The organism is Tenacibaculum jejuense, assembly GCF_900198195.1.
Taxonomy (GTDB): Bacteria; Bacteroidota; Bacteroidia; order Flavobacteriales; family Flavobacteriaceae; genus Polaribacter; species Polaribacter jejuensis.
In genome coordinates this window covers 1,266,321-1,280,232 of sequence record NZ_LT899436.1, presented here as the reverse complement: position 1 = coordinate 1,280,232, position 13,912 = coordinate 1,266,321, and the positions used below count along the sequence as shown (strand labels likewise).

The 13,912-nt window shown below is 30.1% G+C and carries 14 protein-coding genes; 8 read left to right on the top strand and 6 right to left on the bottom strand.

From position 1 onward, the window contains the following. Position 1 precedes the first annotated feature (1 nt). The 6 genes from AQ1685_RS05915 (at position 2) to AQ1685_RS05890 (ending at position 5,071) form a co-directional block, all read left to right on the top strand. Positions 2–1,450, top strand: a complete 1,449-nt coding sequence (locus AQ1685_RS05915; protein WP_095070313.1) for an ABC transporter permease — start codon at positions 2–4, stop codon at positions 1,448–1,450. Between the two features lies 1 nt (position 1,451). Next, the gene (locus AQ1685_RS05910) at positions 1,452–2,792 is read left to right on the top strand and encodes a DUF3526 domain-containing protein (protein ID WP_095070310.1); all 1,341 of its coding nucleotides are present in this window, start codon (positions 1,452–1,454) and stop codon (positions 2,790–2,792) included. A gap of 6 nt (positions 2,793–2,798) precedes the next feature. Beyond that, positions 2,799–3,851, top strand: coding sequence for a M14 family metallopeptidase (locus AQ1685_RS05905; RefSeq protein WP_095070308.1), 1,053 nt, complete (start codon positions 2,799–2,801; stop codon positions 3,849–3,851). A gap of 314 nt (positions 3,852–4,165) precedes the next feature. Continuing rightward, complete coding sequence (locus tag AQ1685_RS05900) at positions 4,166–4,522, top strand: YtxH domain-containing protein (RefSeq protein WP_095070305.1); 357 nt, start codon at positions 4,166–4,168, stop codon at positions 4,520–4,522. Beyond that, positions 4,522–4,884, top strand: coding sequence for a hypothetical protein (locus AQ1685_RS05895; protein WP_095070300.1), 363 nt, complete (start codon positions 4,522–4,524; stop codon positions 4,882–4,884). The genes AQ1685_RS05900 and AQ1685_RS05895 overlap by 1 nt, the downstream gene beginning before the upstream one ends. Then, complete coding sequence (locus AQ1685_RS05890) at positions 4,868–5,071, top strand: hypothetical protein (protein ID WP_095070297.1); 204 nt, start codon at positions 4,868–4,870, stop codon at positions 5,069–5,071. The genes AQ1685_RS05895 and AQ1685_RS05890 overlap by 17 nt, the downstream gene beginning before the upstream one ends. Positions 5,072–5,163: 92 nt before the next feature. Here AQ1685_RS05890 and AQ1685_RS05885 read toward each other — a convergent pair whose 3' ends face one another. Genes AQ1685_RS05885 through AQ1685_RS05860 form a run of 6 tightly spaced genes read right to left on the bottom strand, consistent with a single transcriptional unit; the run spans position 5,164 to position 10,605 of the window. Then, positions 5,164–6,327 (bottom strand): sigma-54-dependent transcriptional regulator, encoded by a 1,164-nt coding sequence (locus AQ1685_RS05885; protein WP_095070295.1) that lies wholly within the window; start codon positions 6,325–6,327, stop codon positions 5,164–5,166. Further along, on the bottom strand, positions 6,320–6,937 hold the full coding sequence (locus AQ1685_RS05880; RefSeq protein WP_157730125.1) for a hypothetical protein: 618 nt from the start codon (positions 6,935–6,937) through the stop codon (positions 6,320–6,322). The genes AQ1685_RS05885 and AQ1685_RS05880 overlap by 8 nt, the downstream gene beginning before the upstream one ends. 21 nt (positions 6,938–6,958) lie before the next feature. Further along, on the bottom strand, positions 6,959–7,483 hold the full coding sequence (locus AQ1685_RS05875) for a hypothetical protein (protein ID WP_095070292.1): 525 nt from the start codon (positions 7,481–7,483) through the stop codon (positions 6,959–6,961). Positions 7,484–7,508: 25 nt separating this feature from the next. Beyond that, a complete protein-coding gene (locus AQ1685_RS05870; protein ID WP_095070290.1) occupies positions 7,509–8,339 on the bottom strand; it encodes a mechanosensitive ion channel family protein in 831 nt (276 codons plus the stop codon). Between the two features lie 9 nt (positions 8,340–8,348). Continuing rightward, positions 8,349–9,674 (bottom strand): ABC transporter permease, encoded by a 1,326-nt coding sequence (locus AQ1685_RS05865; protein WP_095070288.1) that lies wholly within the window; start codon positions 9,672–9,674, stop codon positions 8,349–8,351. A gap of 1 nt (position 9,675) precedes the next feature. After that, positions 9,676–10,605 carry an ABC transporter ATP-binding protein gene (locus AQ1685_RS05860; protein WP_095070286.1) on the bottom strand — a complete coding sequence of 310 codons (930 nt, stop codon included), beginning with the start codon at positions 10,603–10,605 and terminating at the stop codon, positions 9,676–9,678. Between the two features lie 412 nt (positions 10,606–11,017). Between AQ1685_RS05860 and AQ1685_RS05855 the strand changes: the two genes are divergently transcribed. Together AQ1685_RS05855 and AQ1685_RS05850 are read left to right on the top strand one after the other, a co-directional pair. Next, positions 11,018–11,476 (top strand): MarR family winged helix-turn-helix transcriptional regulator, encoded by a 459-nt coding sequence (locus tag AQ1685_RS05855; protein ID WP_095070284.1) that lies wholly within the window; start codon positions 11,018–11,020, stop codon positions 11,474–11,476. A gap of 21 nt (positions 11,477–11,497) precedes the next feature. Further along, positions 11,498–13,906: a 3-hydroxyacyl-CoA dehydrogenase/enoyl-CoA hydratase family protein gene (locus tag AQ1685_RS05850; RefSeq protein WP_095070281.1), complete on the top strand. Its 2,409-nt coding sequence runs from the start codon at positions 11,498–11,500 to the stop codon at positions 13,904–13,906. The last annotated feature ends 6 nt before the right edge of the window (positions 13,907–13,912 follow it).

Sequence of the window (13,912 nt, the reverse complement as noted above, 5' to 3'; positions counted from 1 at the left end):
GATGAAAAAATCTGTTGTTTTTTTAATAGCAAAACAGTTCTTTAAAAAGACCTTTAATTCTAAAGGTCTTTTGGCTCTATTAATAATTTTCTTATTTATACTTGTTTATGTAACTGTAGATGGTTGGAATGCTTTTGAAGCAAATCATCATACCATAGAACATCATCAAGATAAAGCTAGAAAAAGTTGGGAAGATAATCCAGACAAACATCCACATCGTATGGCACATTTCGGAACTTTCGCGTTCCGAACTCAACATCCGTTACGAATTTTTGATTCTGGAATTGAAAGCTATACTGGTAATTCTATTTTTTTAGAAGCCCACAGGCAAAATACAGCAAATTTCTCAGAAGCAAGTTTATCAACCGGATTAGTTCGTTTTGGAGATTTAAACATAGCTATGCTACTACAGTTAATTTTACCTTTAATAATTTTCTTTATTGGTTATGCAGCTATTTCTTCTGAAAAAGAAAGCGGAACTCTAAAAATTTATTACACCCAAGGTGTATCCATGAAAGAATTATTATTTGGAAAATCTTTAGGACTATTTCTTATTGCTACTTTATTTTTTATTCCTGCTTTATTAGCACTTTGGAGTATCGCTTTGGTAGATGATTTTCATCTTGAAAATAATGCCGTAGTAGTACGTATAATTTTAATAAGCATATGTTACATCTTATTTTATGCCATATTATGTTGCCTTACCATAATTATTTCCGGGCGAAGTGCCAATTCAAATAAAGCCTTATTAACTTTATTAGGCGGTTGGTTATTATTCTTTGTTATCATTCCAAAAACTTCACAAGTATTAGGTAACTCTATTTACCCAAACTTATCTAAAATTGAATTTAGAGCTGAAGTTGAAGAAGAGGTTTCTAAAAAAGGAGATAGTCACGATCCTAACGATCCTCATTTTAATAGACTTAGAGATTCAATTTTAAAAGTCCACAATGTTACCGACGTTAAAGACTTACCATTCAATTATAGCGGATTCTTAATGAGTAAAGGAGAAGAACAAACAGCTTTAATTTACAATCAAGAACAAGATAAATTAATTCAATCATACAAAAATCAGAATAGTATAACCAATGGTTTGGTGATCTTCAATCCTTATTTAGCTATTAAAAACTTATCTATGAGTTTATCTGGAACAGATTTCACTACCTATGTAGGTTTCTTGAATCAGACTGAAAAGTACAGATATAAACAATCTCAATACATGAATGAACTTCAAATGAAGTTTATAAGTAATAAAGCAACAAGTAGCGAAGGAAAAGTTCATGTTGTTGGACAAGAATACTGGAAATCTGCTCCAAAATTTGAATACAAATTTTTATCCGTAAGTAAAACGATAAAAAATCAACTTTTGGCTTTCATCAGTCTTTTTGTTTGGTTAATCTCCTCTTTTATAATTATGATAAAATTTTCTAACCGTTTTAAAATTATCTAAAGTGTATACATTATTAATAAAACAGTTTTTTAGATCGAAAACCGTACTACTTGCCTTTGGAATTTTAATACTTTTGGGAATTCTAGGAATTAGTACAGGAAAACAGTTTCTTAATCAGAAGCAAACTGCAATAGAAAAAACGACAGAACAACAACGAAAACATATAGAAAATCAAGTTCATTTACATAAAGATGATATTGGTTTATTATTGTATTATTTAAAATTTTCGTTCATCAATAATTTACAACCTACTGCTGGAATAGCGATTGGACAAAGCGATGTAAATTCTCATATTCAAAATGTCAAGATTTTAAATCTTGAAGGTCAGAAATATGATACAGATTTAGTGAACCCAATGCGTTTGCAAGTCGGAAATTTAGATTTAAGTTTCCTTATTATCTTTCTATTTCCTTTAGTTATTATTGCTTTAAATTTCAATATTCTATCGGAAGAAGAAGAAAATGGAACTTGGAAAATGGTGACACTACAAGGAAAGTCTACTTTTCAATATTTAATAATGAAATTATCTATTCGATTAGTATTCGTTTCTATTGTTTTAGCTGTACTATTCATTCTAGCAAAAATAGTATTAAACATTCCTTTTTCTAGTGACTTTATAAACATGATTATCATAAGTTACATTTATATCTTTTTTTGGTTTGCGCTTTGTTTCTTTGTTATCATTTTAAGAAATTCATCAAATACAAATGCAATTACACTTTTAACAAGTTGGCTCGTATTGGTTGTATTTTTGCCAGTATTGGTAAATAATTATATCACTAATAAATACCCAGTTGACGAAGCTTTAAGCATGACGATTAAACAACGTGATGAATATCATAAAAGATGGGATACTGACAAGCAAGAAACTATGAAGAAGTTTTACGCACATTATCCTCAATTTTCTAAATATAAAGTTGAAGACAAAGGTTTTTCGTGGGTTTGGTATTATGCAATGCAACAAATGGGAGATGATGAATCGAAACTAGAACGTTCTAAGATGTATAACAAAATTGAAAAAAGAGCTGAATTGAGTAAACAAATAGCTCAATTTTTTCCTCCTTTACAAATTCAATTATCGATGAACACTATAGCCAACACAAGTTTAGTACAACATGTAAAATTTTTAAACGCTACTTCTGATTTTCATGAAAGAAAACGTTTGGATTTCTATCCTAGAATTTTTGAAAATGAAAGTGTGAATTCTGTATATTGGAAAAACTATAAGCCAGAGTTTTTTAAAGCAGAAAACAACTTTAGTTTAATTAAAACAATTATTCCAATCCTTTTATTAACCTTAATTTTACTAGGCTCAAGCCTTTTGATACACTTTAGAAAATAATTTAAGATGAAATATTTAATTGGTATTCTGTGTTTTTTACTTGCAAATGCATCTTTTAGTCAATTTTCCTTTCAAGGAGAAACTATAGCGGCAGGAACAAAAAAACATTTTAAAGTTCCTATTTCTGATAAAAACCATACAACCTTTATTCCTGTAACTGTTTTCTGTGGTATCGAAAAAGGACCCACTTTAGGAATTACTGCTGGTGTTCACGGTTATGAATATCCACCAATTATGGCAGGACAACGTTTAATTAAAAGTATTAATCCTAAAAGATTAAAAGGTGTAGTTATTTTAGTTCAAATTGCTAATGTTGGAAGTTTTTCAAACAGATCTCCATTTGTAAATGCTTTAGATGGAAAGAACTTAAACAGAACTTTCCCTGGAAATCCTAACGGAACAGTTACCGCAAAAATCGCAGATTTTATTACCAATTCTATAATTGCAAAATCAGATTTTTTTCTTGATGTACATGCTGGTGATGCTCCTGAAGATTTAATGCCCTATGCTGCATATTATTCAAATGTGGCTATGGCTTCTGCTTCTTCAAAAGGTCGAAAAATGGCAGAGGCTTTACTTTTTGATCATATCGTTATTTTTAAAACAGAAGGAAAAGATTATGTAAAAAAAGATAAACCAAGTTTATACTGCTCTGCTGAAGCTTTTAAAAGAAATATTCCTTCTGTAGACATTGAATGTGGTCGATTAGGAATGGTTGAAAATGAAGCTGTTCTTAAAATAGAAGAAGGGATATTAAATATGCTAATTCATTTAAATATGAAAATTAGTTTGGAAAAAGCTATTCAAAAAAACGCTTACTTATTCATAGAAAATCGAACTTACCAAAGTAGTTCTTTTGATGGTATTTATTATCCTTTCAAAAAATCTGGAGATTATATTACTAAAGGAATGAAAGTTGGCGAAATCACAGATTACTTTGGCAAAACACTAGAAACTGTTTATGCCAAAGCTGATGGAATTATACTTTTCACTATTGGAACTCCTCCAATAAAAAAAGGAGAAACACTACTAGTAATTGGAGATGTTCTTAAGAAATAACTCATGAAGAAAAGCTTTAGTCAACTAAGGCTTTTCTTATTTTTAAGCTACTCTTTTGTATAATTTTTTCGACTAAAAATATCGAAATCTCAAAAATTAAAGTGGTTTAAATTAACCTAAATACACTTAACACAGCTAAAATTATTTTCAACACTAGAATCTAAAGTATTAAAGAAAATATTCACTCAACTTTCTGATTAACTCGTTTAAAAATGGGTAATTGAGTCAACAATTATAGTTTTTGAGTTAAGATCAAACATGTTAGTCGTATAATTTTGTAATTGAATTTATTAACAATTAAAAAACGAAATAATATGGATAACAATAATATTGCAGGAGTATTACTAGGAGTTGTAGCTGGAGCCGGATTAGGAATTCTATTTGCTCCTGATAAAGGAAGTAAAACCAGAAAAAAGATAAAAGAAGGTGCTGTTTCTGCTAAAGACACACTAGTTAACGAAGCTAATACAATAAGTAACGAAATTGTAAACAAAGCGGAAAACCTTTCTGATAATATTTCTGAAGTTATAAATTCAAAGAAAAACACTTTGGAAGACAAATTAGAAAGTATTGTAAGTGATGCTAGTTATAAAACAGATGATATTATCACTAACTTGGAAGAAAAGTTAAAGATTTTAAAAGCTAAGAATAAAAAATTACAAACAAAGTAATGTCTGTTTTTGAATCTTTAGATACCACATCAGAAAAAGCAGTGGATAAAGCGGAAGAGTTTTTAAAATATTCTAAAAAATATTACGAATTAAAAATTTTTCAGATTTTAACCTCATCTATTAGTCTAATTTTTAGGTTTGCTATTGTTGGTGTTTTCTTACTTATTTCATTAATATTTATGGCTGCATTTGCTTCATCTGCAATCGGCAGTTATTTTAACAATGATACTTTAGGTTACATTACCGTTGCACTTATTTTCATTTTGTTTGCTTTTTTAGGATATCTAACAAAAGACTTAATAGAAAATAAAGTAATACAAAGTTTATCTAAAAAATATTTTGATGATGAAGAAATCTTATAAAAATCAAGAAGAAATAAGCCAAGAATTAAAACGATTAAAATTAAAACGAAATATCGCAATTGAAGAAATAAAACTAGTTAAGCATGAGTTTAATGAAAGTTTATCTATTCATAAATGGATTGTCTCTGCTATTAAAACAGCAACAAGAATTGGATTTTACGGATTAGCTAGAAAAATTATTAAATAAAAAGAAGAGTTTAAAACTCTTCTTTTTTTGTTGATTCTATTCTTTCTTCTACAAGAAATTAAATTCCTAGTAAAGCTTATATCATTTAACTCTTATTTACTTGCAAATAATTTGATATCGTTTGCTGATACTGTTTTTTCTCCAAGAATAATTAAACGCTCAACTACATTTCGTAACTCGCGAATATTACCTGTCCAATCGTATTCTTGTAATAATTTAATCGCTTCTTTAGCAAACTCTTTCTTAGGTGTACCTTGTTCATTTGCAATTTTATTTGCAAAAAACTCTACCAATGAAGGAATATCTTCTCTCCTATCGTTTAATGCTGGAACCTTAATTAAAATTACAGCTAATCGGTGATATAAATCTTCTCGAAAACGTCCTTCTGCGATTTCCTTTTTTAAATCTTTATTGGTTGCTGCTAATACTCGTACATTAACTTTTATGTCTTTATCTGACCCAACTCTTGAAATTCTATTTTCCTGTAAAGCTCTTAATACTTTTGCTTGGGCAGACAAACTCATATCTCCAATCTCATCTAAAAAAATAGTTCCTCCATTTGCAGCTTCGAATTTACCTGCTCTATCTTTATTTGCTCCAGTAAAACTTCCTTTTACATGTCCAAATAATTCACTTTCTATCAATTCAGATGGAATAGCCGCGCAATTTACCTCTATCATTGGAGCCTTAGCTCTATCTGATTTTTCGTGAAGCCAATGCGCAACTAATTCTTTTCCTGTTCCATTCGGACCAGTAATTAAAACACGTGCATCTGTAGCGGCTACTTTTTCAATGATATCTTTAATATGGGTAATTGCATCACTCTCCCCTATCATTTCATAATTTTTACTCACCTTTTTCTTTAAACGCTTGTTTTCTACAACAAGTTCTTTTCTGTCTAGAGCATTACGAACTGTATTTAACAAACGATTTAAATCTGGTGGCTTTGAGATATAATCGAAAGCACCTAAACGCATTGTATTTACGGCTGTATCCAGATCTCCATGACCAGAGATCATTACCATTGGAATTTCTGGTTTAATCTTTTTTGCTTTCTCTAATACCTCTACTCCATCCATCTTTGGCATTTTAATATCACAAAGTACAAGATCGTAATCGTTGTTTTTAATTAGCTCAATTCCTGCTAAACCGTCTTCTGCTTCTTCTACTTGATAACTATCATTTTCTTCTGAAATAATTTTTTTCAATACTCGACGAATTGCTGCTTCGTCTTCTATGATTAATATTTTAGACATATGGTATGTTTTTATTCAACACGTTTAAAATCTCTGTTTTGTTTTCTTGAAAATACGACTCTTCGTACTTAACAAAAAGAAATTTATCATTTTTCTTTGTAAACCTAATCAAAGACTGTTCCTCAATTAATGTATAAGTTTTAAAATCTTCCCAAAGATAATCTTCAAAGTAATTTCCTTTAGTAACCAAACCTTGTTTTGTATAATAAAAAATGCGATTATCATTTATTACTAAACTAATAAGGTAGGTTAAAGAAATTATATAGTAAGCAAAATGATTGGCTTTAGGATCAAAAAAGAAATTGACAAAAGTATTAGGTTTAAGCTCTAATAAATAGTCATATCTTATGGTTAAATACAATAGAAATATTGCTATGATAGAAATTAAGTAGTCCCAAAATTTTGATCTAAATAATTCAATTCTACCTAGTGATTTTCTATAGTTACTTCTGAAATAAATCATGAGTAATTCGTTTAGTTTCACTACTACTAAAGCAATAATAAAGAATACAACAATTTCAATAGATAATTGAACATCAACTATGCTAAATAAAAAGAATAATCCGAAACAAATAAACAATAATCCCTTTAGAACTTTTCTTATTTTCATTAATTTTTTAGCAATTAACATTTAATAGTTAGTCATTTCTAACGTCTTATTTTCTCCTTCTTTAAGTTCAAAATGTCTCATAATTCCTCCTCCACCATCAAAAATCATGAAAGCTACTATATAGTATTTCCCTGATGGTAAATTAGAATACTCAAATGTTCCATCAGCATTACAAGTTACTTTTATTGTATCATGATATCCTTTAGGGTCAGGAGTAAACTTTGGTACTCCGTCTGCTGCAAATACAAAATCTGCTTTTTTGTCTTTATAAATATGAGATAACCGTTCTTCTGAATAAGCAGTGTAAGGCATTAATTCAACAGAAAATTCTTCGCCAAAACGTATATTTCCTTTTTTAGACTTAAACCTTGCTACACCTTTTATTGTAGCTGTTCCTTTATTTTTAAACCACTTAACTTCTTCTTCTTTAAAGATATTTTTAATCTCGATTATTTCTGTTTTCACCTCTTCTTTTTCTTCTTTTTTTATCTGATTACATCCTATAATAAAAATTGAAAAAATTAAAAGGTAAAATTGAAATTTCATCTTAATAGAGTTTGAAGTTTAATGACTATTCATTTTTTTGAATAATATGAACATCTCGTTGTGGAAAAGGAATACTAATTTGATGCTCTCTGAATAATTCATCTATTCGAAAACGTAAGTCACTCTGTATAATAGCCAATTGAAAGCTATTATGAATTGAGAAAACAAGCTCAAAATCTAAAGAACTATCTCCAAAGTTTTTAAATAAAACAATTGGTTCAGGTGTTTTCAAGATTTGTTTGTGCTCATCGGCAGTTTGAAGTAATATTTTTTTCACCAACTGAACATCTGTTCCATAAGCAACTCCAACTTGTACTGAACTTTTAGTTTTACTTCCGTTTTGTGTCCAATTGTATAAGCTGTTTTTTAAATACAAGTGATTAGGTATCACAAGCACTTTATTTTCGATAGTTACAGCTCTTGTAGTTCGTAATTTGATATCAACAACTCTACCTACTTTACCATCAATTTCAATATAATCTCCTACATGAACACTTTGATCCATAATAATGAAGATTCCAGAAATAATATCCTGAAAGAAAGTCTGGAGTGCCAAACCAACACCAATTAATAAGGCTGTAGACGCTGCAAAAACTGCTGTAATCTGAACTCCAGAACTTTGTAATGTGATTAAGAAAATAATAATGTATAACAACCACTTTCCGAAAGAAAAAACAGTATCGAACTTGTTTTTATCTTGAGCTTGTAATTTACCTTTTACATATCTTTTAAATAACTTTAAAAGAAAAGAAGCTAACATAATTACAGCTATCAGTATTAATATTGATTTTACACTGATGCTAATATGATCGTTGTAATGAAAAGTATAGTTTAATACGTTATTTATTTCCTCCATTATTTTTTATTATGAACTATAACGAATCCACTTCCATAAATCTTTATAGTTCGGTTTCTTTCCGTACATTAAAATACCAACTCTATATATTTTAGCAGCTATCCAAACAGCACTCATAAAAGTAAGAATTAATATTAATAACGAAATTACAATTTCCCACCAAGCTACACCAAATGGGATACGCATTAACATAACAATTGGCGATGTAAATGGTATATATGAAAATATCACCGAAATTGGTCCGTGAGGATCATTTATTACTGTAAAGAACCCAACATAAACTCCCAATATTAAAGGTAGCATTATTGGAGTCATAAATTGCTGTGAATCTGTCTCGTTGTCTACTGCTGCTCCTATAGCTGCAAATAAAGAACTATATAACATGTAACCTCCAAAGAAATAAAAGATAAATAAAATAAACATTTGAAGTAATGGTAAATCTAAAACACCTCTAATGATTTTTTCAAATTTCCCCATATCAGCTGCTTGTTTTATTGTTTCCATTTGTTCTGCGGAAACTTGAGCAGTTTGCATTTCAGAAATACTTACACCAAATATTGCTGGTAAAATCATACTTAAAGCAAATAATATAATCCCCCAAATAAAGAACTGTAATAAACCTGCAGATGCATTACCTATAATTTTACCTAACATTAGCTGAAAAGGTTTTACTGAAGAAACAATTACTTCGATAATTCTACTTGTTTTTTCTTCGATAACACTACGCATTACAGAAGTTCCGTAAATTAAAACAAACATAAACAGTAGATAACCTGCAGCACCTCCAGCAATTATACTCGCTACATTCTTGGCCTTAGATGATTCTTCTCCAGAGAAATTATACATTTTTACATCTGAAGAAATTTTAGAAGCTTTAATTTTTGCTAAATCTATTCCAAAATCAGTTAACTTAAGGTTTCGTAAACGCGCATCTATCTTTCTTTCAATGTCATCCATTACAGTTAATCCTGGAGAGTCTTTAGAATAAAACTCTATTGATTTTGCTAGAATTTCTAAACTATCTTTTTTAGGTAGGTATAATGCTCCGTAGTAATCTCCTTCTTCTACTTTTTTCTTAGTTTCCTCTATACCTAATTTTGTATAATCTTCAAATTGTAATGTTTTAGAATCTTTAAATACATCTTTAGAAAAGATTCCAGATTCATCAACAAAAACTATTTTTTTCACTTTCTCTTTATTTTTCTTAGTTAAGAAAAATACTAAAGCTCCCATACCAACCATTAATAATGGACTTAAAAAAGTCATTATTATAAATGATTTATTTTTAACCTTTGCAATAAACTCGCGTTGTATAATTAACTTTAACTTGTTCATCTTAAATTGTTTTGTTTATTGATTGAATAAAAATATCGTTTGCACTAGGCACTAATTCTACAAAATGATTTACCTGACCATTTGAAGTTAAAAATGATAATAAATCATTTGCGTTATTTCCTCCAGCTAATTTTACATTTAACTTTAACCCTTCATTTAAAGATTTAAAATCTGCTGGGGAAACTTCAAAATTCTGACTTAATTTTTGTTGTACTTCTTCAGGTGAATCTGTTTTTAATCCAACTTCAAAAACATTGGTTCTATACTGACGCTTAATATCATCTAACTTCCCATCTAAAATTTTATTAGACTTATTTATTAATGCAATATAATCACACATTTCCTCAACACTTTCCATTCTATGTGTTGAAAAAATAATAGTTGCACCTTCGTCTCTTAATTGTAATATTTCTTTAGCGATTAACTGAGCATTAATTGGATCGAAACCAGAAAATGGTTCATCAAAAATTAATAACTTAGGTTGATGAAGAACAGTTACGATAAACTGTACTTTTTGAGCCATACCTTTAGATAATTCCTCTATCTTTTTGTTCCACCAAGCTGTAATATCAAATTTCTCAAACCAATATTTCAATCTTTTTTTAGCTTCAGATTTACTCATTCCTTTCAGTTGGGCTAAGTACAAAGCCTGATCTCCTACTTTCATTGATTTATACAATCCTCTTTCTTCTGGTAAATAACCAATCTGTTCGATATGATGAGGTGCCAATTTTTCTCCATCTAAAATTACTTCTCCACTATCTGGCATTGTAATTTGATTGATAATTCTAATTAAGGAAGTTTTTCCTGCACCATTAGGACCAAGAAGTCCGAATACACTTCCTTTAGGAATATGCATCGATACATTATTTAATGCAGTATAATCTCCATAGCTTTTTACTACATTATTAATTTCTAATAAATTACTCATTGATTTTTGGTTATTTGATTATAGCTTGATCAAGTTTTATGACAAACTTACACACTTTTATGAGTATTAGTAATGTTATATTACAATATGTTACATTTTTTCAACTTTTTTATCTAAAAAAACAACTCTTTATATGTGTTTGACTAAGATAAAAATACTGGAGAAAGAAATATCGACATTTTTATAATTAATGATTTTACAGATCATCGTTACTATAAATCAATCAACAGAACTACTCTGTTAAAATTCTAGTTTCATCCAAAAAACTGATAATCTCTTAAAAATATTGAAGTTATAATCCCATAATCTCAATTTTTCATATTAATTAATCGTTAAAATTTATTATGCATGCATAATTTTTCCTCTATTTACTATGCATGCATAATAAATTTTTATATCTTTGAAATGTTATATGGATAAAAGTAAATCAATAGATCACCAATTAAGAGCTACATGGCAAGCTGTAGCAAAGATGTATAATGAACAAGCATCAAAACATGATAGTACTATGGCAATGGCTTTTGTATTATTAAATATTGATTACGAGAACGGAACTCCTTCTACTTCACTGGGTCCTTTAATGGGAATGGAACCAACAAGTCTTTCTAGAATTTTAAAATCTATGGAAGATAAAGGTTTAATCTTAAGAGAAAAAAATCCTGAGGATGGTAGAAGTGTAATTATTAAGCTTACTGAATTTGGTAAAGAAAAACGTGAGATTTCTAAAGGTCATGTTTATCAATTTAATAATAAGGTCCGCGAACGTTTAACAGATAAAGAAATTCAAAGTTTTTTTAAAGTAACAGAAATTATAAACAAGCTTATAGCTGAAAAAAAGATATACGGAGATATATCTTCTCAAGCTGTATAAAAATTCAAACCTATATAAGTAATGAGCAAAAGAAGAATTAAAAAGGTAGCGATTATTGGATCAGGTATTATGGGATCTGGTATCGCTTGTCACTTTGCTAACATCGGTGTTGATGTATTACTTTTGGACATAGTACCAAGAGAACTAACAGACAAAGAGAAAGCAAAAGGATTAACTCTAGAAGACAAAGTTGTTCGTAATCGTTTAGTAAACGATGCTTTAACGGCTTCTTTAAAATCTAAACCGTCCCCTATCTACAACAAAAAGTTTGCTGATAGAATTACTACAGGTAATATTGATGATGATTTACACCTAATTAAAGATGTTGATTGGGTAATGGAAGTTGTTGTTGAACGTTTAGATATTAAACAAAGTGTTTTTGAAAAAGTAGAAAAATATCGTACTCCTGGTACTATTATTTCTTCTAATACTTCTGGTATTCCTATCAAATTTATGAATGAAGGAAGAAGCGAAGACTTCAGAAAACATTTTGCTGTAACTCACTTCTTTAATCCACCTCGTTACTTAAAATTATTCGAAGTTGTTCCTGGACCAGACTGTAAGCAAGAAGTTACTGACTTCTTAATGGAATACGGAGATAAGTTCTTAGGAAAAACTTCTGTATTAGCTAAAGATACTCCTGCTTTTATTGGAAACCGTATTGGTATTTTTGGAATCCAATCGTTATTCCACCAAGTAAAAGAATTAGGTTTAACAGTTGAAGAAGTTGATAAATTAACTGGACCAGTAATTGGTCGTCCTAAATCAGCTACTTTCCGTACTGTAGATGTTGTAGGTTTGGATACATTAGTACATGTAGCTAATGGAATTTATGATAATTGTCCAGACGACGAAGCTCACGACTTATTTAAATTACCAGATTTCATCAATACAATGATGGAAAACAAATGGTTAGGTAGTAAAACAAAACAAGGTTTCTATAAGAAGTCGGTAAATGCTGAAGGAAAGAAAGAAATCTTAACACTTGATTTAGACACGATGGAATATCGTTCTAAAAAGCGTGCTAAGTTTGCTACTCTTGAATTAACTAAAACTATAGACAAGCCAATTGATCGTTTTAAAGTATTAGTTGGTGGTAAAGATAAAGCTGGAGAATTCTACCGTAAGAACTTTGCTGCAATGTTTGCTTATGTTCAGAATAGAATTCCAGAAATTTCTGACGAATTATATAGAATTGATGATGCCATGAAAGCTGGTTTCGGTTGGGAAAATGGACCATTCGAAATTTGGGATGCTGTTGGAGTTGAGAAAGGTATCGAATTAATGAAAGCTGAAGGAAAAGAACCTGCTGCTTGGGTTACTGAAATGGTAGCAAAAGGAGAAACTGCTTTCTACACTGTAAAAGACGGAGCTACTTATTATTATGATGTAAATGAAAAAGCTCAGGTTAAAAAACCTGGTCAAGACGCATTTATCATCTTAGATAACATTAGAAAATCTAAAGAAGTATTCAAAAACTCTGGAGTTGTTATTGAAGATTTAGGAGACGGTATCTTAAACTGTGAATTCCAATCTAAAATGAATACAATCGGTGGTGATGTTTTAGCTGGATTAAACAAAGCTGTTGATTTAGCTGAAAAAGACTTCGAAGGATTAGTTGTTGGTAACCAAGGAGCAAACTTCTCTGTAGGTGCAAACATCGGAATGATCTTTATGATGGCTGTTGAGCAAGAGTACGATGAGTTAAACATGGCTATTAAGTATTTCCAAGATACGATGACGCGTATGCGTTATTCATCTATTCCTGTTATCGCTGCTCCTCATGGAATGGCTTTAGGTGGAGGATGTGAATTATCATTACATGCTGACAAAGTTGTTGCTGCTGCTGAAACATACATGGGATTAGTTGAATTCGGTGTTGGAGTTATTCCTGGTGGTGGTGGTTCTAAGGAAATGGCTTTAAGAGCTTCTGATACATTCCGTAAAGGAGATGTTCAGTTAAATGTTCTTCAAGAGTATTTCTTAACTATTGGTATGGCTAAGGTATCTACTTCTGCTTACGAAGCTTTTGATTTAGGTTTATTACAACAAGGAAAAGATGTTGTGGTTGTAAACAGAGATCGTCAAATTGCTGAAGCTAAGAAACATGCATTATTACTAGCTGATGCAGGTTATACACAACCAGTACACCGTAACGATGTATTAGTTCTTGGTAAACAAGCATTAGGTGCATTTATGGTAGCTACTGATTCTATGCAAGCAAGTAGATTCATTTCAGAACACGATCAAAAGATTGCAAACAAACTGGCTTATGTTATGGCTGGTGGAGATTTATCAGAACCAACAAAAGTTTCTGAACAGTATTTATTAGACATCGAGCGTGAAGCGTTCTTAAGTCTAACTACAGAACGTAAAACATTAGAGCGTATTCAGCACATGTTAAAAACTGGTAAACCTCTTCGTAACTAAAGTTAC

Excerpts from the sequence above, each read along its gene's own strand:
- AQ1685_RS05915 (WP_095070313.1), top strand. The coding sequence starts at position 2 with ATGAAAAAATCTGTTGTTTTTTTAATAGCAAAACAGTTCTTTAAAAAG.
- AQ1685_RS05905 (WP_095070308.1), top strand. The coding sequence starts at position 2,799 with ATGAAATATTTAATTGGTATTCTGTGTTTTTTACTTGCAAATGCATCT.
- AQ1685_RS05900 (WP_095070305.1), top strand. The coding sequence starts at position 4,166 with ATGGATAACAATAATATTGCAGGAGTATTACTAGGAGTTGTAGCTGGA.
- AQ1685_RS05895 (WP_095070300.1), top strand. The coding sequence starts at position 4,522 with ATGTCTGTTTTTGAATCTTTAGATACCACATCAGAAAAAGCAGTGGAT.
- AQ1685_RS05890 (WP_095070297.1), top strand. The coding sequence starts at position 4,868 with ATGAAGAAATCTTATAAAAATCAAGAAGAAATAAGCCAAGAATTAAAA.
- AQ1685_RS05885 (WP_095070295.1), bottom strand. The coding sequence starts at position 6,327 with ATGTCTAAAATATTAATCATAGAAGACGAAGCAGCAATTCGTCGAGTA.
- AQ1685_RS05880 (WP_157730125.1), bottom strand. The coding sequence starts at position 6,937 with ATGAAAATAAGAAAAGTTCTAAAGGGATTATTGTTTATTTGTTTCGGA.
- AQ1685_RS05875 (WP_095070292.1), bottom strand. The coding sequence starts at position 7,483 with ATGAAATTTCAATTTTACCTTTTAATTTTTTCAATTTTTATTATAGGA.
- AQ1685_RS05870 (WP_095070290.1), bottom strand. The coding sequence starts at position 8,339 with ATGGAGGAAATAAATAACGTATTAAACTATACTTTTCATTACAACGAT.
- AQ1685_RS05865 (WP_095070288.1), bottom strand. The coding sequence starts at position 9,674 with ATGAACAAGTTAAAGTTAATTATACAACGCGAGTTTATTGCAAAGGTT.
- AQ1685_RS05860 (WP_095070286.1), bottom strand. The coding sequence starts at position 10,605 with ATGAGTAATTTATTAGAAATTAATAATGTAGTAAAAAGCTATGGAGAT.
- AQ1685_RS05855 (WP_095070284.1), top strand. The coding sequence starts at position 11,018 with ATGGATAAAAGTAAATCAATAGATCACCAATTAAGAGCTACATGGCAA.
- AQ1685_RS05850 (WP_095070281.1), top strand. The coding sequence starts at position 11,498 with ATGAGCAAAAGAAGAATTAAAAAGGTAGCGATTATTGGATCAGGTATT.